We start from the raw sequence: 24,633 nt of genomic DNA, 5'->3' as shown, positions 1-24,633 counted from the left end.
TGTCGGCGGTGACGCCCGTCGGTTTTGACGCTCAGGCGGGCAGCCCTGCACGGTAGTGCCGGGCTCTGCCCGGCAAGCACCAGGCGCGGTGCGCACAAGCTGTGACGACCAACGGTCGTCACCTACCGGCAGCGATCACCCCCTGGCGGCGCGTCGGCGTTCGATCAGGTCAAGCAGCGGGCCGGTCATGGCGGTGGTTACCAGCGCCATGATCACCAGTACGGCAAACAGCCGGTCGCCCAGCAGACCCAGCTCGTAACCCAGGTTCAGCACGATCAGCTCCATCAGCCCGCGGGTGTTCATCAGCGCACCCAGCCGCCAGGCCTCGTGCGCGGGCATGCCGGCGCTGCGTGCGGCACTGAAGGTGCCCAGCAGCTTGCCAGCCGTCGCGACCGCGGTCACCAGAAGACACAGCACGATGTCACTGCCCTGCAGCGCGTCGGCGCGCAGCCGCAACCCGGTCATCGCAAAAAACAGCGGCAGCAGCAGGGTCACCGTGAACGGCTCGACCCGGGCGATCACCACCTCGCGCAGGCGCGGGTTGGACGACACCGCCACGCCAGCGGCGAACGCGCCGAACAGCGCGTGGATGCCCAGCACTTCGGTCACCAGCGCACTGGCCAGGGCCAGCATCAATATACCCAGCAGCCAGCGCCCTTCCCGGCCTTCGGCAATCTGCTGGCGGGCAAACCACGGCCGTACCAGACCCAGCATCAGGCCGACGAATGCCACCACGCACAGCAGATCGAGGCTGGCCGGGCCCAAGCCCGCCGCCTGCGTGGCCGCCACGATCAAGGCCAGCAGGCACCACGCTGTCGCGTCGCCCAGGGCCGCGCAGGCGACGGCGGTCTGCCCCAGCGGGCTCTGGGTGATGCCGCGGTCGGCCAGAATGCGAAGCAGCACCGGAAACGCGGTGATGCTCATGGATATGCCGACAAACAGCGCGAATGCAGTAAAGCCGACGCCCTGCGGTCCATGTACAGGGAACAGCCACACCGCCAGCAGTACACCGAGCAGGAACGGCACGGCAATGCCGGCGTGGCTGACAGTGAAGGCGAAACGGCGGCGCCCCTGCAAAGCACCGAGGTCCAGCTCCGTACCGGCGACCAGCAGGAACATCAGCACGCCGAGCTGGCTCAACAGCCCCAGCGGCCCAAGCGATGCAGCTGGAAACAGGGCGCCATGGACGGCAGGCAACAGACTGCCCAGCACCAGTGGGCCCATCATCAGACCGGCCGCCATCTCGCCGATCACCGCCGGCTGGCCGAGACGCTTGAGCAGGGCGCCGGCGCCCTTGGCCACCAGCAGCAGCAGCAGCAGCTGCAGCAGAAAGTGCGCCAACGGCGAGGCCAGATGTGTGGCCCAGCTGTTACCGGAACTGGCCTGCATACGCTGTGCAAGGTTGGGCAGTGCCGGCCCTGCATGACGCGCCAGCAGCAGACCGATCAACAGGGGCACCGCCACCCAGCCCAGGTAGTGCCTGGCCCAACGCCAGCGCGACGCGCGCTCTTCGCCCTGTACGTCCATGAACTCTCCCCACGAAGAAGCTGCCGATGATACGGCCAGCTGCAGGAGAGCACGACCGTTGCCAGCGCTGTGGCCGACCACGGTCGCGCACGCCGCCAAGGACTCAGGCCAGCGCCTGCTCGTGGACGCCGGCCACGGCACGGCCAGAAGGATCGGCAGCCTGGGCGAAGCTGGCGTCCCAGGCGATCGCCGCCGGTGACGAACAGGCGATCGATTTGCCACCCGGCACCGTCTCGGCGGCCGCGCGGCCGGGGAAGAACTGCTCGAACAGGTGACGGTAGTAATACGCCTCCTTGGTCTGCGGCGGGTTGTGCGCGAAGCGCTTGTCCGCCGCAGCCAGCACACGGTCACTCACCTGCAGCTCGGCATGGGCCTTGAGCCCATCGATCCAGCCGTAGCCCACGCCGTCGCTGAACTGCTCCTTCTGCCGCCACAGGATGCTCTCGGGCAGATAGCCCTCGAACGCTTCGCGCAGCACGGCTTTTTCGATGCGGCGGCCGCCGGCAGCGTTGCCGACCATTTTGCAGGTCGCGTCCAGGCGCATCGCCACATCAAGAAACTCGCGGTCCAGGAACGGCACGCGCGGCTCCACGCCCCAGGCCATCATCGACTTGTTGGCGCGCAGGCAGTCGTAGTTGTGCAGCGTATCGAGCTTGCGCACCAGCTCCTCATGGAACTGCTGCGCGTCCGGTGCTTTGTGGAAGTAGAGGTAGCCGCCGAAGATCTCGTCACTTCCCTCCCCGGAAAGCACCATTTTCACGCCCATCGCCTTGATCCGCCGCGCCAGCAGAAACATCGGGGTGGAAGCGCGGATCGTGGTCACATCGTAGGTTTCGATGTGCCGGATGACATCGGGCAGCACATCCAGACCTTCGTCGAAGGTGTACTCGAAACCATGGTGCACCGTGCCCAGCGCTTCAGCGGCCACGGCTGCGGCCGCCAGGTCGGGCGAGCCCTTCAGGCCGATGGCGAACGAATGCAGACGCGGCCACCAGGCCTCGCTCTGCCCGCCGTCCTCGATGCGCCGGCGCGCGTGGCGTGCGGCCACCGCGGCCACCAGCGAGGAGTCCAATCCGCCAGAGAGCAGTACGCCATACGGCACATCGCTCATCAACTGGCGATGCACGGCACGCTCGAACGCCTCGCGCAGCGCGGCCAGGTCCACGGCCCTGCCGGCCACTTCAGCATGCTGGCGCCAGTCCTGCTGGTAATAGCGCACCAGCGTGTCGCTGGCACTATCGTAGTAGTGGCCCGGCGGGAACTGTGCGACATCGGCACAGCTGTCCACCAAGGCTTTCATTTCCGACGCAACCCGCAGCCGCCCCTGCGCATCATGACCCCAGTAAAGCGGCACCACCCCGATCGGGTCGCGCGCGATGAGCACGCGCCTGGTCACGCGGTCCCACAAAGCGAAAGCAAAGATGCCGTTGAGCTGCTCCAGCCACTGGGCCGGCTGGCCTTGGCGGTAAAGCGCGTTGATCACCTCGCAGTCCGAGCCGGTCTGGAAGGCATAGGACTCGGCCAGGCCGGCCTTGAGCTGCTGGTGGTTGTAGATCTCGCCATTGACCGCCAGCACCAGAGCGCCGTCGTCGGACAACAGTGGCTGCGAACCACCGGCCGGGTCGACGATGGCCAGCCGCTCGTGCACCAGCAGCGCGCCGTCATCCAGATGGACCCCGCTCCAGTCCGGGCCACGATGGCGCTGACGCTGCGAGGCCTCCACCGCCTGACGGCGCAGCGCGGGGAGATCGTCACCGGCCTGCAGGCCGAAGATGCCGTAGATCGAACACATGGGAAGCTCCTGTTGTGGGGGGGGGTGATGTCGAACGTGATGCGTCGGCGGTGGTTCGACCGGCAGACCAGAGAGGAGCAAGGGGCAGCGGGCACAAAAAAACCCGCATCGGCCGATGCGGGTTTTCTGGTATCCGGGTGGTGTTGTGTTTCTACCCGGGGCGCAGGCCCGCATCGACCGCGCACGCATTCGCGCGCAGGTTATTGCGGTTATTGGTGTTGACGGCGCTGGCCGGGATCGGGTGCATGCAGCGAACGTAACCGCTGCGAAGACCCAGCGCAACTGTTGCGTTGGCAACCGTCGCCACAGCGTCCACGGCGCGCAGGCAATGCCGTCATGCAGTACGCTGGGCCGCCCTTGTCCATGGCCAATGGAATGCCCGTTACCTCGCTCTTCCCGGCCCGGCGGGCCACGCTGCTGGTGCTCACCGCCCTGCTCTGCGCCTGCGCCAGCCAACCGCGCACGCCGCCCGGTCGCATGGCCGAGTTGCAGCAGCACGCTGCTGATGGTCGGTTCGACAGCGCCTGGCACGCTGCCGAGACCCTGCAGGGCTACAACGATCGACGCGCGCTGCACTGGTATGCGCGTGCCGCAGCGGTCCAGCCGTGGACGTTCCACAACGCGCGTGCCGAAGAACGCCTGGGCCAGATCTGGCTGCGCGGGCTCGTGGCCGATGCTTCACCGGGGCAGCCGCAGCCGGCGTCGGCCGTACGCCCTTCCTGGCGCAAGGCGGAGCACTGGCTGCTGGCGGCGGCCCGTCACGGCAACCCTTATGCGATGAGCACGCTGGCCCAGCAGTACCGTCTGCGCGGCAGACCCGCGCTTGCACTGCGCTGGGACATGCGCATGCAGGTCTATCAGCGCGTGCCCTCGCACAGCGGACCGAGCCGCGAGCAGCTTGCGCCGCGCGATGGCACCCTGCACCCGCTGGTCGCCGCGATCCAGCAGCAGGCAGTGCGCGGCGATGCTGACGCGCAGGTCGATCTGGGTACGCTGCATGAGCGCGGTTACGGCGTACCACGCGACGGCGCCCTGGCCCTGCAGTGGTATGAGCGCGCGGCCGCGCAGGGCGATGCCCATGGGCAGTATCTGGCCGGCCTGTTGCTTGGCCGCGGCCGTGCCGGTGTGGCCGCCGACCGCGAGCGTGCGGCGGCCTGGTTTGCCAAGGCAGCGCAGCAGCGCTTCTACCTGGCCGAGCCGGAGTACTGGGAAGCGGCGGTGAAGCCGCCGACGTTCAATTTTTCAGAATGACCATGGCCGGGTAGAGCGGGGCTCTGCCCCGCTGCGCACCCCGACAGCGGGGCAGAGCCCGGCCAGCGGGGCAGAGCCCCGCTCTACGTGCGGGATGGCACCACCAGCAGGCGCTCGATCAACCGTTGGTACAGTCCCGGCAACGCGTCCAGTTCGGCGACGCTGACGTTCTCGTCGACCTGGTGGATGCTGGCGTTGACCGGACCGATCTCGATGCACTGCGCGCCCAGCGGCGCGATGAACCGCGCGTCGGAGGTTCCGCCGCCAGTGCTTTCGTCCGGCAGGCGACCGATGTGGGCCGCCAGTACCTCGCGCGCGGCCGCGCGCAGCGGGCCTTCGGGTGTGTAGAACGGCTCGCCGCTGCGATGCCACTTCAACGTGTACTGCAGACCGTGTCGATCGAACAGCGCGGTCACCTCGGCTTCAAGCCGCGCCGCGTTCCAGTGCGGGTTGTAGCGGATGTTGAAATCCACCTCCATCACACCGGGAATCACGTTGTTGGCGCCGGTGCCGGCATGGAGGTTGGAGACCTGCAGGCTGGTCGGCGGGAAACTCTCATAGCCCTCGTCCCAGTGTCGTGCAACAAGCTCAGCCAGCGCCGGCGCGGCCTCGTGGATCGGATTGCGCGCCTTGTCCGGATAGGCCACATGCCCCTGCACCCCCTGCACCTGCAGCCTGGCCGAGAGACTGCCGCGACGACCAACACGCAGCAGATCGCCCAGCGTGGCCGTAGAGGAGGGCTCGCCGGTGATGCACCAGTCGATGTGCTGGCCCCGCTCGGCGAACAGACGCGCGACGTGGCGCACGCCGTCGATGGCATCGCCTTCCTCGTCACTGGTCAGCAGCAACGCCAGCGTGCCGGGGTGTTCCGGATGCGCCGCGACGAACTGCTCGGCGGCCAGCACGAAGGCCGCCACGCTGCCTTTCATGTCGGCCGCGCCGCGTCCGTACAGCACGCCATCGCGCACCTGCGGCTGGAACGGGTCACTGGCCCAGGCCTCGTGCGGCCCCGGCGGCACCACATCGGTGTGCCCCAGCAGTACCAGCACCGGTGCGCCGCTGCCGTGGGTGGCCCACAGGTTGTCGACCTCACCCAGCCGCAGGTGCTCGCACTGGAAGCCGGCCTGCTGCAGGCGAGCACTCAACAGCGTCTGGCAGCCGGCATCATCGGGGGTGACCGAGGGCCGTGCGATCAGTGCACAGGTCAGCTCAAGCACGGCGCTCATGCGCCGCCCACGCCGAAGCGGGCCTTGAAGCCGTTATCGGTGAAGCCCTGGCTGACCTTGCCGTCAGCGGTCACCACCAGCGGCCGCTTGATCAGCTGCGGGTACTCGCGCAGCAGCAGCTTCCATTCCGCATCGGAGGCCGCCGCCCTGCGGTGCTCCGGCAGCTGCCGCCAGGTGGTGGAGGACCGGTTGATCATCGCCGCAAGGCCGCCAAGCTGCCCGGCCCACGCCAGCAGGGTGTCAGGGCTGGGCGTGTTGTCGCGGTAATCGACGAAGGTGTACGGCACTGCGAAGCGATCAAGCCATCGGGTCGCCTTCTTGCAGGTGTCGCAGTTCTTCAAACCGTAGACGGTGGTGCTCATGGCCCTCGTTCGTGCAGGAAACAGGCGGCCAGAATCTCACAACAGGCGTTCGGACACGACCCGGAACGGGACCTGCGGCAGTCGCATCGCCAGCGGCGTCTGGTCCTGCACACCCAGCGCCTGCAACCGCGGACAGTACAGCGGGGCACTGACGCGCAGCGGCTGCAGCTGGTCCAGTGCAACCGGCAGCTCGATGCGCGTGCTGGCCCAGCGGCCATCCGCCGTGCAGGCCAGGGCCTGGTCCTGGCAGGTCAACAGGCGCAGCAACGCCGCCCGTCCGCCGAAGGCAGCCGCCCAGTCCTCATCGAGCCACCCGGCGGCGGCCTGCCACTGCACGTGCAGTGCCGGCGCGCTGCCCTGCCCTCCATCAATGCGGGTACAGCCATCACCGTTGCCGTGCACCGCATGCTCGAAGTGCAGTGCCAGATGCGGCTGCATGGCATCACTGCAGGCGCGCGCACCGGCAACATAGGCCAGCTGGTCCATCACATTGCGGTCGAACAACACCACCGTGGCGCCGCCCGCGTCATCATCGCGGCGCAGATACCAGCGCCAGTTGCTCTGCCGCGGGCTGGGCAGCAAGGCGCGCAATGGACCCGGCAGGGCCGGGCCGAAGTGGCGATGACGATAGCTGAGGATGGTGTAAGGCGTTCGCCCGTCCACACTGATGAAGTGATGGCCCGGCGGCGGTGCGGGCGCATGGCGCAGGTCGACCCACCAGCTGAGATAGATGACCTCGCAGGCGTCGCTGGTCAACGCTGGCATCGGCCAGCGCCGCGCCAGCGCGCGACGCAGCCGCGTCCATCCCGATGCGTGCAGCAGACGCGGCAACACCCGCCCGAACAAGGTATCGGACGGGTGCCGATAGTGTGCCGCCTGGTCCAGCGCCGGCACGGACGAACTCAGTCGGCCAGCCCGCGCAGCAGGTCGTTGACACTGGTCTTGCTGCGGGTACGGGCGTCGACCTGCTTGACGATGACCGCACAGTACAGCGAATGCGTGCCGTCCCTGGAAGGCAGCGAGCCTGAGACCACCACGCTGTAGGGCGGAATGTAGCCGTAGGTGATCTCGCCGGTGGCCCGGTTGTAGATGCGGGTGCTCTGGCTCAGGAACACGCCCATGCCGATCACGCTGTGGTGGCCGACGACGACACCCTCGACCACCTCCGAGCGGGCGCCGATGAAGCAATGGTCTTCGATGATCGTCGGGCTTGCCTGCAGCGGCTCGAGCACGCCGCCGATGCCGGCGCCGCCGGACAGGTGGCAGTGCTGGCCGATCTGCGCGCAGGAGCCTACCGTGGCCCAGGTGTCGACCATGGTGCCTTCACCGACGTAGGCGCCGATGTTGGTGAAGCTGGGCATCAATACCACGTCCTTGCCAAAGTAGGTGCCGCGCCGGGCGATCGCACCGGGCACCACGCGAACCCCGCTGCGGCGGAACCGGGCCTCGTCGTAGCCGGCAAAACGCGATTCGACCTTGTCCCAGAACGGCGCCGGGCGTGCGTCGACCACGGCCATGTCGTTGACCCGGAAGTACAGCAGCACTGCCTTCTTCAGCCATTCGTTGACCTTCCAGCCGCCGTGGCCGTCAGGCTCGGCAACACGGAACTCGCCGCTTTCCAGTCCATCGATGACCCGGTTGACCAGCGGCCGGGTCGAGCCCTCCAGCTCGTGCGGGGTAAGCGTGGCGCGGCGCTCGAACGCGCTTTCGATTCCGAACTTCAGTTCTTCCACACCCGGGGCCGGCGGCTTGCGCAGCGACTTGCGCGCAATGGTCTGCTCGCGCGCCTTCTCGGCCGGCACCGCCTTGCCCTTGGCCGCCTTGGCTGCCTTGGTCGGCCTGGCCGTCGCGGTTCGGCTCACCGCTGCCTTGCCGGCTGCGGTCCTGCCGGCGCCGGCCTTGGCCGTCGTCGGTTTCCTCGCAACGTCCTTGCCGGCCACGGCCTTCGCAGTGCGCTTGGGGGCCGCCTCGGTCTTCGGGGCAGCGCTCTTCTTGGTCGGCTTGGTGGCCATCAGCGGGTATCTCCGGTATTTCTTTCAGGGTCCAGGCAGGACAGCATCGCCTCCTGCAACTGCTGCCTGGCAGTGTCAGTCAGGGGCAGATCGTGCTCGTCCGTGATCACGAAGGTATCTTCGGCGCGCTCACCAAAGGTGGCGATGCGCGCATCATGCACGCGCAGGCGCTGGTTGCGCAGTACCTGTGCAACGTCGGCCAGCAGGCCGGGACGGTCAGGCGCTACAAGGTTGAAGCGGGTGCTCGGGCTGTCACCGGGCTGGTCGCGGAACTCCACACGCGGAACGAAGCGGAAATGCCGCAGCTGCCGCGGAATCGCGCGGCGCGATGGCCGCAGGCGCGCAAGGTCCCCCGACAGGGCCTCGCGCAGAGCCACTTCGAGCCGCAACGGGTCACCGTCAGCGAAGCTGTCGGCCGGGCTCACCTCGAAGGTGTCGAAGATGGTGTCTGCCGGGCCATCAAGCACGCGGGCGCGATGGATGCCATAGCCCTTGCGGTCCAGTGTCATCACGATCGCGGCAAACAGGCCATCGCGGTCCGGCGAGTGCACGAACACTTCCAGCGCCGGATCGTCCGGGCTGATCGTGCGCACCTTGACCAGGGTCTGGCCCTGCCGCACCGGCACCAGCGCTGCGGCCTGCCAGGCCAGCTGCTCGGGACGCAGGCGGATGAAGCTCTCATCCGGCATCACGGTGAACTGGCGATCAATGGTGGCATCGTCGTAGCCGCGTTCGCGCACCAGCGCACGCACGTTTTCGCGCGCTTCGGCCACGCGCTCGGCGGCCGGCAGCGGCGGCTCCAGCCCCTCGCGCAGCGCGCGGCGGGTGGCGAAATACAGGTCAGCCAGCAGCCGGTCCTTCCACGCGTTCCAGAGCTTGGGGCTGGTCCCGGCAATATCCGCACAGGTCAGCAGGTACAGGTAGTCGAGCCGGTCGCGGCTGCCCACCAGCGTCGCGAAGCGATGGATCACCTCCGGATCGGCGATGTCCTGCTTCTGCGCGGTGATCGACATGCGCAGGTGCTGCTCAACCAGCCAGGCGACCAGCCCGGTGTCGGCCTCGCTCAGCTCCATGGCCTGGCAGAAGGCACGCGCGTCAACAGCGCCGAGCTCGGAATGGTCGCCACCGCGCCCCTTGGCGATGTCGTGGAACAGCCCGGCCAGCAACAGCAGCTCGGGCTTGCGCAGGCGCGGCCATACCTCATGGGCGATGGAAAACCGCTCGTCGGCACGGCTGCTGGCGAACAGGCCGATGTTCCGCAGCACCATCAAGGTGTGCTGGTCCACGGTATAGACATGGAACAGGTCAAACTGCATCCGCCCGCTGACCTGCGCAAACGCCGGAATCCACTGCCCCAGCACGCCGAGCCGCGCCATGCGCGACAGCGTGTCCACCGGTCGCAGCCCCCGCAGCAGGGTCATGAACTGCTGCCGGGTCGCTGCATCGGCCTGTTCGAACGAGGGCAGCTGCAGCAGCGCCTCGGCCAGAGCGCGCGCGGTCAACGAATGCAGACCGCGCACCTGTGGATTGTTGGCCCAGCTGGCAAGCAGCGAAAACACCTGGCCGATATCGTCCTGCGGCCACTGCGGATCGTTGGCCGACAGATACCCCCGACGCAGCGAAAAGCCCACGGTCAGCGGTTCCGGTACGGCCTCGCCGTCAAATTGTTCCTCGAAGCGCTGCAGCAGACGGTCGCTGATCCGGCGCACCACCGAGGCGGCCCGGTAGAAGCCCTGCATCATTTTCTCGACGCCCAGACTTTCGGCATCGTCCTGGAAGCCGAGGCGTGCGGCCAGCGTCTTCTGGTAATCAAAGCGCAGCCGCTCCTCGGGTCGTCGTGCCACCAGATGCAGGCCATAGCGCAGCCGCGCCAGCACCGCGCGCTCGCGCTGCAGCGCCGCCGCTTCGTCCATGCCCAGATGTCCGAGCCCCACCAGGGCTTCAAGGTCGCGCACGCCGAACGCGCGCAACGCCATCCAGCCCAGGGTATTGAGATCGCGCAGACCGCCGGGACCGTCCTTGATGTCCGGTTCAAGATTGTCGGCCGTGTCACCAAAACGCTCGTGGCGGCTGCGCAGCTCCTCGAGTTTGGCCATGAAGAACGCGCGCGCCGGCCACAGCTGCCCATCGTCGACCGTCTGGCGCAGGCCGCGTCGGGCAGGCTCGGTGGCGGCGATCGGCCGGGCTTCGATCAGCGCGGTCAGCACGGTCTGGTCGCTGGCTGCTTCACGGCACTGCTGCAGCGAGCGCACGGCGTGGCTGGCTGGCAGTCCGCAGTCCCACAGCAGCGCGAACAACCGGGACAGACCAGGTTCGTTGGCGCGCTGGGCCGAGGGCTCGCCGATCACCAGCACGTCCACATCCGAGTGCGGAAACAGCTCTCCGCGGCCGTAGCCGCCCACCGCGAACAGTGCAAGCCCGCTGTCTGCCGGCAGACAACGCTGCCAGGCCAGCCGGATCAGGTGGTCGACCGCCCGCGCACGCAGCGCCAGCAGGCGCTCGATGTTGTCGTCCTGGTCGAAGCGGCGGTGCAGACGCGCATCGCCCTGCTGCAGGGCCTGCCGCGCGGCAGCGGCCCACTGCACATCATCACGTGCCGACGCGGCCGGCGTGTCCAGCAACGAACCCGCCGGCAGCATGCTCAGCTGACCTGCGATTCGCCGGGTGCCAGGGTCAGCACATCCACGCCGGTCTCGGTGACGGCGATCATGTGCTCCCACTGCGCGGACAGCTTGCGGTCCTTGGTCACCACGGTCCAGCCGTCGGGCAGCACCTTGTTGTAGCGGGTACCCTCGTTGATCATCGGCTCGATCGTGAAGGTCATGCCGGGCTGCAGCACCAGGCCTTGGCCTGGGCGACCGTAATGCACGACCTGCGGCTCATCGTGGTAGAACTTGCCGATGCCATGGCCGCAGTACTCGCGTACCACGCTGAAGCGCTCGGACTCGGCATAGCTCTGGATCGCGTAGCCGATGTCACCGAGCGTCGCGCCCGGGCGGACCGCACGGATGCCGCGCCACATGGCCTCATAGGTTGCGTCGATCAGGCGCTTGGCCATCACCGACGGGGTACCGGCGACGTACATGCGGCTGGTGTCGCCGTGCCAGCCGTCCTTGATCACAGTGACATCGATGTTGACGATGTCGCCGTCCTTGAGGACCTTGCCCTCGCTGGGAATGCCGTGGCAGATGACATTGTTGACCGAGGTGCACAGCGTCTTCGGGAAGCCACGGTAGCCGACGTTGGCCGGTACCGCCTTCTGGACGTTGACGATGTGGTCGTGGCAGATGCGGTCGAGCTCCTCGGTGGTGACACCGGGCTTGACGTAGGGCGTGATGATGTCCAGCACTTCGCTGGCCAGTCGCCCGGCCTCGCGCATCATCTCGATTTCCTGGGGGGTTTTAAGATTTACGCTCATGACCGCCATTATCGCCGATACGGCGCCGGACCGCGAACGGTGGGCTCTCTCCCGCAGCAGCGTTTCACGCGGTGCCAGCCGGTGAGCGCCAGCGAGCCGGAACAGACCTGGACTGAGCTGAATACGGGATGAAAAGTGTGCACCGAGTCACGGAATTGGCAGAAATGACGCCATCACCCCGGAAATCTCACGATCTACCAACAACCCCATTCTTATAACCGGGAAGGCAAAGACCTCCCCCCATGTCCGGCAGCACCCGCATCGTTACGTTCACTGTGGACCCCGTCCAAGGAGCATGCCCATGCCCGTCTACCGTACCGCCCTGCCCTGCCTGCTGCTGGCCGGCTTCGCCGCACCCGCACTGGCTGCTGATACCGTTCAGTTCAATGTCCGGCTGGTCATCACCAAGGCCTGCACCATCACGGCTGCCACGCCCACCGATGTGGACTTCGGCAGCGCACTGTCGACCTCGACCACCACGCTCAATGCCGCTGGTTCAATCACCGCGCAGTGCACAGCGGGTACGCCCTACAGCATCGCGCTGAATGCCGGCAGCAACGCAGCGACGGCCAACGACGTCACCACCCGCCGCATGCGCAATACCGATGCGACGGTTACCGCCAACAACTTCGTCGGCTATCAGCTGTTCCGCGATGCGGGCCGCACCCAGGTCTGGGGCGCCACCGCCGGATCCAACGTGCTGGCCAGCGCCGGCACGGGGCTCGCGCAGGCATTCCCGGTCTACGGCCAGGTGCTCGACCCAAGCTCGAACAACGCCGCCACCGGCAACTACCTGGATACCGTCACTGCCACCATCACCTATTGAGGCCCGCCATGCTCGAGAGTGCACGCGCGATGCGGCACGGGCTGGCGTGGAAGTGGCTGGTGACACTGCTCCTGGCTGCCGGGTTGATGGGCCGGGCGCAGGCGGCAAGCCTGCAGGTTGCGCCAACCCAGCTGCAGCTGGGTGCCCGCCAGAACGCTGAGGCCCTGTGGGTCAGCAACAGTGGCACTGCCCCGGTCCAGGTCCAGATCCGCGTCTACGAATGGACGCAGAACACGGGGCAGGACACGCTGTCGGCGACCACTGCGGTGATGGCCAGCCCGCCGATGCAGACGCTGGCCGCCGGGCAGCAGCAGCTGATCCGCATCGTCCGTACCGATTCCGCGCCGCCGGCCACGCAGCAGGCATATCGGGTCATCGTCGACGAACTGCCGCCGCCGGTCGGCGAGCGCGAGGGCATGCAGTTCGTGCTGCGGTATTCGATCCCGGTGTTCGTGCAGTCGCAGGAGGGTGCGCGGCAGCAGCCCCTGCTGCAGGCCCGCCAGGTCACCCTGGCCGACGGCCGGCCCGGCCTTGAGGTACACAACAGCGGCACCGGCCATGCCCAGCTGGCCGATCTGGCCGTGGGCACGATCGAGCGCCCGCAGATCATCCATGCGGGCCTTCTCGGGTATGTGCTGCCCGGCCAGACCATGCGCTGGCCACTGGACCTGCCCGCCGCGCGGCTGGCTGGCGCCACTTTCACGGCGAAGATCAATGGCCAGTCGGCACAGAGCCCGCTGCCTGCCGCGCCAGCGTCTCGCTGAGGCCTGCATGACGGCGCTGTTGAGCCTGTCACTGCTGCCGCACGCCGTGCATGCCGAGGAAGACGAAGCCGGCACGCTCACCGCGATGATGAGTGGCGATGCCGCTCTGCCGCCGCCCACGCCGCTGACGGCGCCGCAGACGCTGTATCTGGAGGTCACCCTCAACAGCACCCCGCGCGGCCTGCTGCCCTTCATCGACGCACAGGGCCGGCTGCAGGCCAGCCCGGCCACGCTGCGGCAGCTTGGCTTCGCCGCGCGCGGCGAGGCGCCGGTGTATCTGGACCAGATCAGCGGGGTGGTGGTGCGCTACGACGCCAACCTGCAGACCCTGACGCTGGAGGCCCCGCTGCAGCAGCTGGATCTGCCCACCACCGACCTGGGCCCCACGCCGGACACCTCGCCGGCCGCCAGCGTCGCCCCCGGGATGGTGTTCAACTACGACCTGTATGGCAGTCACAGCCAGGGCGCCAGCAATCTCACCCTGACCCAGCAGCTGCGCCTGTTCGGCGTCGGCCAGGGCGTGGTGGAGACCAGCAGCCTGCTGCGCACCTACCGCCAGCCCGGCCAGGGCGGTTGGCAAGGCGAAAGCGTGCGGCTCGACACGCGCTGGCGGCTGGACCTGCCCGAGGCTGCCGTGACCCTGACGGTGGGCGACTTCTACAGCGGTTTTGTCGACTGGAGCAGGCCGGTACGCATGGGCGGCATCCAGGTCGGGCGCAACTACGGCCTGCAGCCCTACCGCGTGCTCAGCCCCACGCCGCGTTTCCTGGGTGAAGCGGTCGTGCCGTCCACGGTGGAGCTTTATGTCGACGGCCTGCGCCAGTACAACGGGGAGGTTCCGGTCGGGCCTTTCCAGCTCGCCGCACAGCCGGGCATCAGCGGTACCGGCAATGCCCAGGTGGTGATCACCGATGCCTACGGCCGCATGCAGACGCTGGACTTCGCCTTCTACGGAACCCAGCAGCTGCTGGGTCGCGGACTGTCCGACTGGTCAGCCGGCGCGGGCCGCATGCGCCGCGACTACGGGGTGCATTCGTTCGCCTATGACAGTGCGGTCGTCGGCAGCGCGACCTGGCGACGCGGCGTCACCGATGGCTTCACCGCCGAAGCGCACGCCGAAGGCGGCGGCGGGGTCGGCAACATCGGGATCGGCGGAGGCTGGCTGCTGGGTACCGCCGGGGTGCTCACCGCCGCCTACGCCCATGGCCGTCAGGGCGGGCAGGCCGGCGGCCTGTACTCGCTGGGCTACAACTGGAACAGCCGCCTGTTCAACGTCAACCTGCTCAGCCGTCGCACGCATGGCCACTACCGCGACCTGGGTGCGCTGCAGGGCTCCCTGGCACCGTCGATCAGCGAGCAGGCCACCGTCGGGCTGAGCCTGGCCCGGGCCGGCTCGCTCAGCGTGAGCTACCTGCGGCTGCGTTATCCCGGCGGGGACGATGACCGCTACGCCAGCCTGTTCTGGTCGCGCAGCCTGGGCCAGCGCTGGTCGGCCTACCTGTCGCTCAACCAGAACCTGGGCGACAGCCGCGACCGCAATGCCTATCTGTCGTTCTCGGTTGACCTGGGCAACAACCGGCAGGGCAGCGTCTCCACGCAGTACAACGGCGGGCGCCCATTGACCACGGCCGATGTCTTCAAGCCCGTGCCCGGCGATGGCAGCCAGGGAGGCATGGGCTGGCGCCTGCAGGCCCGTGGCGGCGATGAGGGTGTCGGCGGGCTGGCCGAGCTGGGCTGGCTCAACCGCGTCGGGCGGTACTCGCTGGGCTACGCGCGCCAGGGCGGCTGGGACCAGGCCTACGCCAGTGCCAGCGGCAGCCTGGTCTGGATGGGCGGCCACGTGTTTGCGGCCCGTGAGATCAACGATGCCTTTGCCATCGTCTCAACCGGCGACATCGGTGGCATCCCCGTGCGGCTGGAAAACCGCCTGATCGGGTCCACCAACGCCGACGGCCTGCTGCTGATCAGCCCGCTGCTGTCGTGGCAGCGTAACCGCGTGTCGATCGACACCCTCGACCTGCCCGCCAACTACCGTGCTGACCGGGTCGATGCCTGGGTGACGCCACGCCAGGGCGCGGGCACCGGCGTGAGCTTCGGCCTGCGCCGCACCCGCGCGGTTGAACTGATCGTGCAGGACGCCGACGGCCAGCCGCTGCCACTGGGCACGCAGCTGCAGGCGGCCGACGGGCGCACTTTCCCGGTCGGTCATGAGGGCCGCGCCTACCTGGAAGACCTGGAGCAGCCGGCGTTGCTGCAGGCGACCACGCCTGAGGGCGTGCGCTGCCAGCTGCAGGTCGAGGTGCCCGCTGCCAATGCGCCACAGCCGAGCTTGCCGCAGGCGCGCTGCACGTCACCGGCGGGCATGCCATGAACCTGCGCGCACTGCTGTGGCTGCTGCTCTGCGCGGGCCTGCATGTCGGCACCGCGCGCGCGGACACCAACTGCACCGCCAGCGCGCCGACCGTGCTCGACTTCGGCACCATCACCAACGGTGCAGCGACCCCGGCGGACACGACGCTGGCGATCCGCGTGAGCTGCAGCACAGGTGCGCTGAGCCTGCTGGCCACTACGTCGATCCGCATGTGTCTGAGTCTGGGGACCGGCTCGGCCGGCACCACCCTGACCCCGTTCCGGCGGATGACGGTGGGCGGCGTGGCACCGGTCGGCACCGGTGACAGCCTGAACTACCAGCTGTACACCAACGCCGCGCGCAGCGTGGTCTGGGGCAGTACTGCGGCCGGCACACCCGGACCGGTCGTGCTGGACCTCAGTTACAGCGTCCCGCTTACCACCGGCACCGGCGCGGTGACTGCGACGGTCTACGCGCGCATCCCGGCCAACCAGGTGTTGTCAGCCGGCACGTTCTCCAGCAGCTTCAGCACCACGGCGGTGACACTGCAGTACGCCTACAACGAGGTGCTGGCCCTGAGCGCACCGACCCCGATCTCCTGCACCACCCCGGCGGGCGCCGGCGGCGCCACCGGCAACAAGACCTTCACCGGGCAGTTCCCGTTCACGGTGCAGGCCAGAGTGCTGCCCACCTGTACCGCCTACACCACCACCGACATGGATTTTGGCAGCGTAGCCGGCGCAGTGGCCGGCAACATCGACCGTACCTCGACCATCGGCCTGACCTGCATCAACCGCACTGCCTACAGTGTGGGGCTGGACAACGGCAGCCACGCCAGCGGCAGCAGCCGGCGCATGCGCCATGCCACCAGCACATCCAGCTTCATCGGCTATGAGCTGTACCGCGACAGCGGACGGACACTGCGCTGGGGCAATACGCTCAATGTGGACACGGTGCCGGGCACCGGCACGGGCAGCGCGCAGACCTTGACCGTATACGGCCGGGCGCTGCCCACCGGAACGACGCTGCCCAGCCAGGGCACCTACAGCGACGTGGTGACGGTCTCGATCACCTACTAGGATCACCTGCCGGGTCACGCGCCGCCGGCGGGGTTCAGAACGCCGGTCGCAGGCCGCTACCGGTAACGCCTCCTTCCATGCGTGCACCATGCGTTCCCCTTCCACACTGTTTGCCGCCGCCGTGCTGGCGGCATCCTCCGCTGCGATCGCCAGCCCGACCACGCCATTGCAGATCCGTCTGCGCATCCTGCCGGACTGCCGGACGAGCCCGGCCGCACCCGGCTGCCCGGCCCCGGCAGCCAACACCCTCACTTCGCCACCGCAGGTGCAGGGACTGAGTCCACCGGCCAGCGCAGGCGACGATGCACGTCGCCCGACCGCCACATGGTGATGCGGCGGCTCATCCTGCTGCTGGCCGGGCTGCTGCCAAGCCTGTCCACAGCCGCGTTGGAACTTGACCGGTACCGGATCGACATCGCGGCCCGTCCGGGACATGCCGCGCTCTGGCTGCACAACGCGGACGCACAGGGCTGGCAGGGACAGGCGCGCCTTTACCGCTGGCAACAGAGCGAGGACGGCGAGCAGCTGGTCGAAGCTACCGACATGGCCGTCAGCCCGGCGCGGCTGGACATCGCGTCCGGCCAGGGCCTGCGCCTGCGCGTGGTCCGGCTGGACACGTCGCCCCGCGAGGTCTTGCAGGCTTACCGGCTGGTGCTCAGCCCGAACCCGGGCAGCGCACTGTCATCGCCGCGCATTTCCCTGCCGGTCTTCGTGCTCACCGGAGACGGCCCCGCGCCGCCGCCACGGCTGTGGGTAAGTGCGAGTACCGAGGGCGACGCCGTAATGCTGCATAACGACGGCGATGGCCCGGCCCGGCTGGCCGAGTTGACCTTCATCGGCGCCGACGGCCAGGCCCACCTGATCTGGCCGGGACTGGCGGGCTACGTTCTGCCCCACCAGACCCGCCGCTGGGCCCTGCCTGCCCGGCTCGACCGCTACGTTGGCGGGCGTTTCCAGGCCCGGCTGCAGGACCAGGCGGCCACCCTTCTTCCGTACGCCGCCCCGCAGATTGCGGCGAGCACCGAAGGCGGGCTATAATCGCCGGGTTGACCTGTCGCCCAGTGCACAGGCAACACGTCAACACCGGACGTCACCGGTGAATCCACACCTGTCGTCCCGATCCGTGCCGGGGTGCTCCGCAAGGAGTTCGGCCACGGAGACGATGGGGAAGCCCAACCCCGGAACCCGATACGCGCGCACGCCGCCGTCCCGCACACTTTTCCGCGGGCGTCCCCCATAGGGACACGGTGCACGGGGGTTCCACATCAGGAGTTTCTGCAATGCCCCAGATCACCATGCGTCAGATGCTGGAAGCCGGCGTCCACTTCGGCCACCAGACCCGCTACTGGAACCCGAAGATGGCACCGTACATCTTCGGCGCCCGCGGCAAGATCCACATCATCAACCTGGAAAAGACCGTCCCGCTGTTCAACGATGCGATGAACTTCATCTCCTCGATTGCCCAGAAGCGCGGCACCGTCCTGTTCCTGGGCACCAAGCGCAGCGCGCGTGAGTCGATCCGCGAAGAAGCCGAGCGTTGCGGCATGCCGTTCATGAACCAGCGTTGGCTGGGCGGCACCCTGACCAACTTCCGTACCGTCAAGCAGTCGGTTGCCCGCCTGAAGGAACTGGAAGCCGGTGAAACCGACGGCACCTTCGAGAAGCTGGTCAAGCACGAAGTGCTGGGCCTGCGCCGTGAGCGCGCCAAGCTGGAAGCCTCGCTGGGCGGCATCAAGGACATGAACCGTCTGCCCGACGCGATCTTCGTCATCGACATTGGTCACGAAGACATCGCCATCAAGGAAGCCAAGAAGCTCGGCATTCCGGTGATCGCCGTGGTCGACACCAACTACAACCCGGAGCTGGTCGATTACGCCATCCCGGGCAACGACGACGCCATCCGCGCTGTGCAGCTGTACGCCCGCGCTGCTGCCGACGCCGTGCTGGAAGGCAAGGCTGCCGCACCGCACGCCGCTACCGTGCGCGAGGAAGAGTTCGCTGAAGCCGCCGAAGGCGAAGAGGCCAAGCCGGCCCGTCGCGCTCCGGCCAAGAAGGCTGCCGGCAAGAAGTCCGACGAAGCCCAGGCCTGATCCAGGCCCGGATGGGCGCCCTGCGCCCATCCGCCCTGCACTGCCTCGGCGCAGTAACAGGGCTCGCATACGGGCCGGCTGCCATGCCGGCCCAACCCCTTTCTTTCGTGAGGTAATTCCATGGAAATCACTGCTTCCCTGGTCAAGGAACTGCGCGAGCGCACCGGCGCCGGCATGATGGAGTGCAAGAAGGCACTGACCGAGGCCGGCGGCAACATCGACGCCGCTGCCGAGGCCCTGCGCAAGTCCGGCGCCGCCAAGGCCGACAAGAAGGCTGACCGCGTTGCTGCCGAAGGCCGTCTGGGCCTGGCCCAGGACGGTGGCAAGGCCGTGCTGGTCGAAGTCAACTCGGAAACCGACTTCGTCGCCAACGACGTCAACTTCAAGACCTTCGTCGACGCCGTCGCCGCTGCCGCCCTGGCATCGGGCGCCACCGACGTCGAAGCCGTGAAGGCTGCCAAGCTGGACGACGGCCGTACCGTTGAAGAAGCCCGCGCCACTGCCGTGCAGACCCTGGGTGAGAACATCCAGATCCGCCGCATGGTGAAGGTGGACACCACCGGCAACATCGGTTCCTACGTGCACACCAACGGCAAGGTCGGCGTGCTGGTGGACCTGATCGGCGGCGACGCCGACCTGGCCCGCGGCCTGGCCATGCACGTGGCTGCGCTGAAGCCGCCGCACAACAAGGCAGGCGACGTGCCGGCCGCGTTCGTGGAAAAGGAAAAGGAAATCGAGCTGGCCAAGATGTCCGAAAAGGACAAGTCCAAGCCGCAGGAAATCCTGGAAAAGATCATCGCCGGCAAGATCAACAAGATCGTCAGCGAAGTGACCCTGTACGGCCAGAGCTACGTGCTTGATGGCGACAAGACCGTCGAGCAGGTGGTCAAGGCCGCTGGTGCCGACGTGGCCGGCTTCCAGCTGCTGGTCGTCGGCGAAGGCATCGAAAAGGTGGTGGAAGACTACGCCGCTGAAGTCGCCAAGGCGATGCAGGTCTGATCGCAGCACCATCGCTGCAGCAGCACCCGAAGAGGCCGCGCATTGCGCGGCCTCTTTTTTTCATGTGCGCGCGCAGGCGCGTCATGGTTTCTTTTGCGTTATAGGTCATTCAGGCCGATACTTCGGAAAAGCATAGTGACGCCGTACGCAAGCGGCATAGCACGAAAACGTGACGTGCCGCACGAATACCCGCCCAATGAATGACCGACCCGACATGCCTCCCGAGCTGACAGCAGTCCTGGCGCTCTGCCGCAACCTCCCGTCACCGCCGGGCATTGCCCTGCGCGTGATCGAACTGGCGCAGGACCCGGAAGCCGACCTGACAACGGCCGCAGAGATCATCGGCATCGACATGGGGCTCAGCGCGCGGATGCTGCGCATCGCCAATTCGCCCCTGTACGCCAGTCGCCGCCGCATAGAAAACCTGGGCCAGGCACTGACCATGCTCGGGCTCAATGCCACCATCAGCCTGGCGCTGGGCTTCACCGTGACCGAGGGACTGGTGGCGCGCGAAGGTCAGCCGGAGCACGACCTTCGCGAGCGCGCGTGGCGGCGCAGCATCCTCAGTGCGCTGGCGGCCAACCAGCTCGGCCATGCTCGCGGCCTGCGCCGGCTGGAAGAGCTGATGCTGGCCGGCCTGATGCAGGACATCGGCATTCTCGCCCTGGCCCAGGTCCAGCCCGCCGTCTATCTACCGCTGCTGCGCCAGGCCACCGACAACGGGGGTCTGGTCGCGCTGGAACGCCAGCACCTGCAGTGCACCCACGCCGAGGTCGGTGCCTGGATGGCCGAGCACTGGGACCTGCCGCGCTACCTGCAGCAGGCCATCGGGCACAGCGAGGACCCCGCAGGTGACGGAGAGGATACGTTCCAGACCTGCGTACAGCTGTCCGGCGCTGTCGCCGACATCTGGCTGGACGCCGACACCGACGCGGCCCGCGAGCGCGCTCTGGAGCAGGTCAACAGCCGGCTCGGCCTGGACAGCGCGCGCTTTGACCAGGTGCTGGCGGCGATGCACGACGCCCTGCCCACCATCGCCAGCCTGTTCGAAACCACGCTGCTCTCACCGCAGCGTGTACAGGTGCTGGTCGAGCACGCCAGCGAACTGGCCACCCTGCGCAGCCTGCGTCAGGCGCAGGACGCCGAGAGTGCCAACCGCCGCGCGGAGGCATCCGAGGCGCGCGCCAACAAGCTGGCAGAACAGGCCCACCGCGATGCGCTCACCGGGGTACTCAACCGCCGCCAACTGGAAACCGTGCTCGAAGAAGAGTTCCGCCGTGCCGGCCGGCATGGCTGGCCACTATCGGTAGCCTTCATCGACCTGGATGATTTCAAGAAGATCAACGATGCGCACGGCCACCTGACCGGTGACGAAGTGCTGCGCGAATTCGCGGTGAAACTGCAGGGCGAGCTGCGCAACAGCGATACCGTGGCGCGCTTCGGCGGCGAGGAATTCGTCGCCCTGCTGCCCAACACCACCGAGCCGGTAGCGCTGGACGTCATCCGGCGGGTGCTGGCCAACATCGTCACCACCCCGATGGTCACCCTCGACAACGGCCCTCTGTTCGTCACCTTCTCGGCAGGCGTGGCGACCCAGGGCGGCTACGAACGCTTCGCCGATGTGCAGGACCTGCTGCGGGCGGCGGACGATGTGCTGTACCGCTCCAAGAATCTCGGACGCAACCGGGTCATCGCGCGTTCACCTGCTGACCAGCGCACGATCGTGGCCCGGGACCGGTCCAACGCGCCCGCCTGACGGCACCGCACAGCGGGCCGAGCCGCACTCCGTACTTGCTGCACTGCACGAAAAGCCTTTAGCGAAAGGGCGCTTGCCAGTAGAATCCCCACGCAACCCCGTACCCCAGAGGCTCACATGTCCAAGCTCGCCCATCGCCGCATCCTGTTGAAACTTTCCGGGGAGGCGCTGATGGGAGATGAGGACTACGGCATCGACCCGAAGATCATCAATCGCCTGGCCCGTGAGGTGATTGAAGCCCAGCAGGCCGGTGCGGAAGTCGCGCTGGTCATCGGCGGCGGCAACATCTTCCGCGGCGCAGGCCTCGCGGCAGGCGGCATGGACCGGGTGACCGGCGACCAGATGGGCATGCTGGCCACGGTCATCAATGCGCTGGCGATGCAGGACGCGCTGGAGAAGCTCGGCGCCAAAGCGCGGGTGATGAGCGCCATCAAGATCAATGACGTGTGCGAGGACTACATCCGCCGCCGCGCCATCCGCCATCTGGAAAAGGGTCGCCTGGTGATCTTCGCCGCCGGCGTGGGCAGCCCGTTCTTCACCACCGATTCCGGCGCCGCCCTGCGCGCCATCGAGATCGGCGCGGACCTGCTGCTGAAGGCCACCAAGGTCGACGGGGTCTACGACAAGGATCCGAACAAGTACAGCGACGCGGTGCGCTTTGACAGCCTGAGCTATGACGAAGTGATCCGCCGCGGTCTGGAAGTGATGGACACCGCCGCCTTCGCGCTGGCCCGCGACAGCGACCTGCCGATGCGGGTGTTCGACATGGGCCAGCCGGGCGAACTGCTGAAGATCCTGCACGGCGAAAACATCGGCACCCTGGTCAGCGGCCGCGACACGCACTGACCTGTCGCAAGGCCGCGCAGCGCGCGGCCCGCGCAACGGCAGGGTCTACCCTGCCGTACCTTCCGCTGCTGGCGCAACGCCAGCCGCACGGTGGGCCTACAGCGCCCCGGCCGGCCCCGTTATTCGCCTATAATCGCCCGATTCCAGTTGCAACCAGGACACCGGCGATGCTCAACGACATCAAGAACAACGCGCAGACGCGCATGGCCAAGAGCATCGATGCTCTGAAGCACACCCTCACCTCGATCCGCACTGGCCGCGCCTCGCCGGCCCTGCTGGACCGCGTGACCGTCAGCGCCTATGGCAATTCCAGCACCCCGCTGAACCAGGTCGCCTCGATCTCCAACGCCGACGCCCACTCGCTGCTGGTCACGCCCTTCGACAAGAGCATGATCAAGGAAATCGAGAAAGGGCTGTACAACCACGAGTTCACCCCGAACACGCTGGGCGCTGCGATCCGCATCAACATGCCGCCGCCGACCGAAGAGCGCCGCAAGGAACTGGTCAAGCAGGTGCAGAAGGAAGGCGAAGGCGCCAAGATCGCCATCCGCAACATCCGCCAGGACGCCAACAAGGAAGTGGCCAAGCTGATCAAGGACAAGGCGATCAGCGAAGACGAGAAGAAGCGTGGCGAGGACGACATCCAGAAGTTGACCGACAGCAGCATCAAGGAGGTCGACAAGGTGGTGGCGGACAAGGAAAAGGAACTGATGTCGGTCTGACCTCGATGTCGCAGGTTCCGCCCCCACTGCCTGGCCCGCTGCCGCGGCATGTTGCCATCATCATGGATGGCAACGGCCGTTGGGCACAGCTGCGCCGCCGCCCGCGGATGATTGGTCACCGCGCCGGCGCGCGCGCGGTCAACCGCACCATCGACCGCTGCCTTGAGCTTGGCATTCCGGCGCTGACCCTGTTCGCGTTTTCCAGTGAGAACTGGGGGCGCCCGGCCGAGGAGGTCGAGGCGCTGATGAAGCTGTTCCTGCATGCGCTGGAGCGCGAGGTGGACGAACTGCACCGCCGCGGCGTGCGCGTGCGCTTCGTCGGCCAGCGCGAGCGCTTCGGCCCCGCGCTGCTTGCGCGCATGCAGGCCGCCGAGCAGCGCACCCAGGGCAACGCGCTGATGACCCTGAGCATCGCCGCCAGTTACGGCGGGCGCCAGGACATCGCGCACGCCGCGCGGATGCTCGCCAGCGAAGTCGCCGCCGGCCGCCTGCAACCGGAGCAGATCGACGAGACGCTGCTTGGCCGCTACGTTGCACTGGCCGACCTGCCCGCGCCAGACCTTTTCATCCGCACCGGCGGCGATACCCGCATCAGCAACTTCCTGCTCTGGCAGCTGGCCTACACCGAGCTGTGGTTCACCGAAGTGCTGTGGCCGGATTTCGACGCTGCCCAGCTGCAGCGGGCGCTCGATGCCTACACCGGCCGTGAGCGCCGGTTCGGCCTGACCAGCGCCCAGATCGCCGCTCTGGCCACCGAGACCCCTACCCCATGACCAAGACCCGAGTTCTCGCCGCCCTGATCATGGCCCCCGCCGCGATCGCGGCGATCCTGCTGCTGCCTTCGCAGTGGCTTGCTGCTGCAGCAGCCGTCGTCCTGCTGATCGGACTGTGGGAGTGGCTCAAGCTCTCCGGCATTGAAGACACTCTCGCCCGCACCACCCTGCTGCTGCTCAACCTGGTGCCGATGGTGCTGATGGTCTGGGACCGCGACAGTTCGCTGTTCCTGTTCCAGATAGCCGCGCTGGTCGGTGTCGGCTGGTGGCTGCTTGCCCTGCTGTGGTTGAAGTTCAACCGCTTCGGCGCCGATCCGGACAGCCCGGTGCGCGTGCTGAAGCTGCTTGCCGGGACGCTGGCGGTGATCCCGGCATGGGCCGCGCTGGTGCTGATCCACGCCTCCAGCGAACAGGGACACCTGTGGCTGCTGACCAGCCTGGCCGTGGTGTGGGCCGCCGATTCGGGCGCGTATTTTGCCGGCCGGCATTTTGGTCGCCACAAGCTTGCACCGACCGTCAGCCCCAACAAGACCTGGGAGGGTCTGTTCGGCGGCCTTGTGGCCGGCCTGCTGGTGGCCTCCGCGTTCGGGCTGGGCCTGGGCGTCCCGTCGTGGCAGCTGGTCACCGTGGGCCAGCTGCCCTGGTTGCTGCTGGTCACCGTGGTGGTGGTGTTTGCCTCGGTCCTGGGCGACCTGTTCGAGAGCCTGCTCAAGCGCCATGCCGGCGCCAAGGATTCGGGCCATATCATTCCCGGCCACGGCGGCGTCCTGGACCGCGTCGACGGCGTGCTGGCCGCGCTGCCGGTATTTGTCATCGGCAAGGAAATCTGCGGGCTCTGAC

At 67.7% G+C, this 24,633-nt stretch carries 22 protein-coding genes; 14 read left to right on the top strand and 8 right to left on the bottom strand.

Annotation, left to right across the window (positions count from 1 at the left end):
* Positions 1-135: 135 nt before the first annotated feature.
* Together RZA67_RS04765 and asnB are read right to left on the bottom strand one after the other, a co-directional pair.
* Positions 136-1,527 carry a cation:proton antiporter gene (locus RZA67_RS04765; protein ID WP_317211475.1) on the bottom strand — a complete coding sequence of 464 codons (1,392 nt, stop codon included), beginning with the start codon at positions 1,525-1,527 and terminating at the stop codon, positions 136-138.
* A 103-nt stretch (positions 1,528-1,630) separates the two neighbouring features.
* On the bottom strand, positions 1,631-3,319 hold the full coding sequence (gene asnB, locus RZA67_RS04760; RefSeq protein ID WP_317211474.1) for an asparagine synthase B: 1,689 nt from the start codon (positions 3,317-3,319) through the stop codon (positions 1,631-1,633).
* A gap of 375 nt (positions 3,320-3,694) precedes the next feature.
* On the opposite strand from asnB, the gene RZA67_RS04755 reads away from it, so the two are divergent.
* The gene (locus RZA67_RS04755) at positions 3,695-4,570 is read left to right on the top strand and encodes a tetratricopeptide repeat protein (RefSeq protein ID WP_317211473.1); all 876 of its coding nucleotides are present in this window, start codon (positions 3,695-3,697) and stop codon (positions 4,568-4,570) included.
* A gap of 83 nt (positions 4,571-4,653) precedes the next feature.
* On the opposite strand, the gene dapE is transcribed toward RZA67_RS04755, so the two are convergent.
* From dapE to map, 6 genes are read right to left on the bottom strand one after another with little or no spacing between them, the layout of a single operon-like run.
* On the bottom strand, positions 4,654-5,796 hold the full coding sequence (gene dapE / locus RZA67_RS04750) for a succinyl-diaminopimelate desuccinylase (protein ID WP_317211472.1): 1,143 nt from the start codon (positions 5,794-5,796) through the stop codon (positions 4,654-4,656).
* A complete protein-coding gene (locus RZA67_RS04745) occupies positions 5,793-6,158 on the bottom strand; it encodes a Spx/MgsR family RNA polymerase-binding regulatory protein (RefSeq protein ID WP_317211471.1) in 366 nt (121 codons plus the stop codon). The genes dapE and RZA67_RS04745 overlap by 4 nt, the downstream gene beginning before the upstream one ends.
* Before the next feature lie 36 nt (positions 6,159-6,194).
* Complete coding sequence (locus RZA67_RS04740) at positions 6,195-7,064, bottom strand: hypothetical protein (protein ID WP_317213812.1); 870 nt, start codon at positions 7,062-7,064, stop codon at positions 6,195-6,197.
* Positions 7,061-8,170, bottom strand: a complete 1,110-nt coding sequence (gene dapD / locus RZA67_RS04735) for a 2,3,4,5-tetrahydropyridine-2,6-dicarboxylate N-succinyltransferase (protein WP_317211470.1) — start codon at positions 8,168-8,170, stop codon at positions 7,061-7,063. The genes RZA67_RS04740 and dapD overlap by 4 nt, the downstream gene beginning before the upstream one ends.
* Positions 8,170-10,809 (bottom strand): [protein-PII] uridylyltransferase, encoded by a 2,640-nt coding sequence (locus RZA67_RS04730; RefSeq protein ID WP_317211469.1) that lies wholly within the window; start codon positions 10,807-10,809, stop codon positions 8,170-8,172. Before RZA67_RS04730 ends, dapD begins: the two co-directional genes overlap by 1 nt.
* 2 nt (positions 10,810-10,811) lie before the next feature.
* Positions 10,812-11,588 (bottom strand): type I methionyl aminopeptidase, encoded by a 777-nt coding sequence (map, locus tag RZA67_RS04725; protein ID WP_317211468.1) that lies wholly within the window; start codon positions 11,586-11,588, stop codon positions 10,812-10,814.
* A gap of 301 nt (positions 11,589-11,889) precedes the next feature.
* Between map and RZA67_RS04720 the strand changes: the two genes are divergently transcribed.
* The 13 genes from RZA67_RS04720 (at position 11,890) to RZA67_RS04660 (ending at position 24,632) form a co-directional block, all read left to right on the top strand.
* Positions 11,890-12,414 (top strand): spore coat U domain-containing protein, encoded by a 525-nt coding sequence (locus tag RZA67_RS04720; RefSeq protein ID WP_317211467.1) that lies wholly within the window; start codon positions 11,890-11,892, stop codon positions 12,412-12,414.
* A gap of 86 nt (positions 12,415-12,500) precedes the next feature.
* A complete protein-coding gene (locus RZA67_RS04715; RefSeq protein WP_317213811.1) occupies positions 12,501-13,178 on the top strand; it encodes a molecular chaperone in 678 nt (225 codons plus the stop codon).
* Between the two features lie 7 nt (positions 13,179-13,185).
* Entirely contained in the window at positions 13,186-15,549 is a 2,364-nt protein-coding gene (locus RZA67_RS04710) for a fimbria/pilus outer membrane usher protein (protein ID WP_317211466.1), read from the top strand.
* Entirely contained in the window at positions 15,546-16,607 is a 1,062-nt protein-coding gene (locus tag RZA67_RS04705; RefSeq protein WP_317211464.1) for a spore coat U domain-containing protein, read from the top strand. Before RZA67_RS04710 ends, RZA67_RS04705 begins: the two co-directional genes overlap by 4 nt.
* A gap of 88 nt (positions 16,608-16,695) precedes the next feature.
* Positions 16,696-16,938 carry a hypothetical protein gene (locus RZA67_RS04700; protein WP_317211462.1) on the top strand — a complete coding sequence of 81 codons (243 nt, stop codon included), beginning with the start codon at positions 16,696-16,698 and terminating at the stop codon, positions 16,936-16,938.
* Positions 16,938-17,645, top strand: coding sequence for a molecular chaperone (locus RZA67_RS04695; RefSeq protein WP_317211461.1), 708 nt, complete (start codon positions 16,938-16,940; stop codon positions 17,643-17,645). Before RZA67_RS04700 ends, RZA67_RS04695 begins: the two co-directional genes overlap by 1 nt.
* A gap of 242 nt (positions 17,646-17,887) precedes the next feature.
* Positions 17,888-18,697 carry a 30S ribosomal protein S2 gene (rpsB, locus tag RZA67_RS04690; protein WP_317211460.1) on the top strand — a complete coding sequence of 270 codons (810 nt, stop codon included), beginning with the start codon at positions 17,888-17,890 and terminating at the stop codon, positions 18,695-18,697.
* Between the two features lie 120 nt (positions 18,698-18,817).
* Positions 18,818-19,696, top strand: coding sequence for a translation elongation factor Ts (tsf, locus tag RZA67_RS04685; RefSeq protein WP_317211459.1), 879 nt, complete (start codon positions 18,818-18,820; stop codon positions 19,694-19,696).
* Between the two features lie 214 nt (positions 19,697-19,910).
* Positions 19,911-21,452 (top strand): GGDEF domain-containing protein, encoded by a 1,542-nt coding sequence (locus tag RZA67_RS04680; RefSeq protein WP_317213810.1) that lies wholly within the window; start codon positions 19,911-19,913, stop codon positions 21,450-21,452.
* A 117-nt stretch (positions 21,453-21,569) separates the two neighbouring features.
* The gene (gene pyrH / locus RZA67_RS04675; protein ID WP_317211458.1) at positions 21,570-22,298 is read left to right on the top strand and encodes a UMP kinase; all 729 of its coding nucleotides are present in this window, start codon (positions 21,570-21,572) and stop codon (positions 22,296-22,298) included.
* A 167-nt stretch (positions 22,299-22,465) separates the two neighbouring features.
* Complete coding sequence (frr, locus tag RZA67_RS04670; RefSeq protein WP_317211457.1) at positions 22,466-23,020, top strand: ribosome recycling factor; 555 nt, start codon at positions 22,466-22,468, stop codon at positions 23,018-23,020.
* 5 nt (positions 23,021-23,025) lie between these two features.
* Positions 23,026-23,793, top strand: coding sequence for a polyprenyl diphosphate synthase (gene uppS / locus RZA67_RS04665; protein ID WP_317211456.1), 768 nt, complete (start codon positions 23,026-23,028; stop codon positions 23,791-23,793).
* Positions 23,790-24,632, top strand: a complete 843-nt coding sequence (locus tag RZA67_RS04660; RefSeq protein ID WP_317211455.1) for a phosphatidate cytidylyltransferase — start codon at positions 23,790-23,792, stop codon at positions 24,630-24,632. Before uppS ends, RZA67_RS04660 begins: the two co-directional genes overlap by 4 nt.
* Position 24,633: the final 1 nt, after the last annotated feature.

This window comes from Stenotrophomonas sp. C3(2023), from assembly GCF_032911385.1.
GTDB lineage: Bacteria > Pseudomonadota > Gammaproteobacteria > Xanthomonadales > Xanthomonadaceae > Stenotrophomonas.
This window is presented reverse-complemented; position numbering and strand designations above follow the sequence as displayed.

Excerpts from the sequence above, each read along its gene's own strand:
- RZA67_RS04715 (WP_317213811.1), top strand. The coding sequence starts at position 12,501 with ATGGGCCGGGCGCAGGCGGCAAGCCTGCAGGTTGCGCCAACCCAGCTG.
- RZA67_RS04705 (WP_317211464.1), top strand. The coding sequence starts at position 15,546 with ATGAACCTGCGCGCACTGCTGTGGCTGCTGCTCTGCGCGGGCCTGCAT.
- RZA67_RS04660 (WP_317211455.1), top strand. The coding sequence starts at position 23,790 with ATGACCAAGACCCGAGTTCTCGCCGCCCTGATCATGGCCCCCGCCGCG.
- pyrH (WP_317211458.1), top strand. The coding sequence starts at position 21,570 with ATGTCCAAGCTCGCCCATCGCCGCATCCTGTTGAAACTTTCCGGGGAG.
- tsf (WP_317211459.1), top strand. The coding sequence starts at position 18,818 with ATGGAAATCACTGCTTCCCTGGTCAAGGAACTGCGCGAGCGCACCGGC.
- RZA67_RS04745 (WP_317211471.1), bottom strand. The coding sequence starts at position 6,158 with ATGAGCACCACCGTCTACGGTTTGAAGAACTGCGACACCTGCAAGAAG.
- rpsB (WP_317211460.1), top strand. The coding sequence starts at position 17,888 with ATGCCCCAGATCACCATGCGTCAGATGCTGGAAGCCGGCGTCCACTTC.
- RZA67_RS04730 (WP_317211469.1), bottom strand. The coding sequence starts at position 10,809 with ATGCTGCCGGCGGGTTCGTTGCTGGACACGCCGGCCGCGTCGGCACGT.
- uppS (WP_317211456.1), top strand. The coding sequence starts at position 23,026 with ATGTCGCAGGTTCCGCCCCCACTGCCTGGCCCGCTGCCGCGGCATGTT.
- RZA67_RS04710 (WP_317211466.1), top strand. The coding sequence starts at position 13,186 with ATGACGGCGCTGTTGAGCCTGTCACTGCTGCCGCACGCCGTGCATGCC.
- dapD (WP_317211470.1), bottom strand. The coding sequence starts at position 8,170 with ATGGCCACCAAGCCGACCAAGAAGAGCGCTGCCCCGAAGACCGAGGCG.
- asnB (WP_317211474.1), bottom strand. The coding sequence starts at position 3,319 with ATGTGTTCGATCTACGGCATCTTCGGCCTGCAGGCCGGTGACGATCTC.
- RZA67_RS04765 (WP_317211475.1), bottom strand. The coding sequence starts at position 1,527 with ATGGACGTACAGGGCGAAGAGCGCGCGTCGCGCTGGCGTTGGGCCAGG.
- RZA67_RS04700 (WP_317211462.1), top strand. The coding sequence starts at position 16,696 with ATGCGTTCCCCTTCCACACTGTTTGCCGCCGCCGTGCTGGCGGCATCC.
- RZA67_RS04755 (WP_317211473.1), top strand. The coding sequence starts at position 3,695 with ATGCCCGTTACCTCGCTCTTCCCGGCCCGGCGGGCCACGCTGCTGGTG.
- RZA67_RS04680 (WP_317213810.1), top strand. The coding sequence starts at position 19,911 with ATGCCTCCCGAGCTGACAGCAGTCCTGGCGCTCTGCCGCAACCTCCCG.
- frr (WP_317211457.1), top strand. The coding sequence starts at position 22,466 with ATGCTCAACGACATCAAGAACAACGCGCAGACGCGCATGGCCAAGAGC.
- dapE (WP_317211472.1), bottom strand. The coding sequence starts at position 5,796 with ATGAGCGCCGTGCTTGAGCTGACCTGTGCACTGATCGCACGGCCCTCG.
- RZA67_RS04695 (WP_317211461.1), top strand. The coding sequence starts at position 16,938 with ATGCGGCGGCTCATCCTGCTGCTGGCCGGGCTGCTGCCAAGCCTGTCC.
- RZA67_RS04720 (WP_317211467.1), top strand. The coding sequence starts at position 11,890 with ATGCCCGTCTACCGTACCGCCCTGCCCTGCCTGCTGCTGGCCGGCTTC.
- map (WP_317211468.1), bottom strand. The coding sequence starts at position 11,588 with ATGAGCGTAAATCTTAAAACCCCCCAGGAAATCGAGATGATGCGCGAG.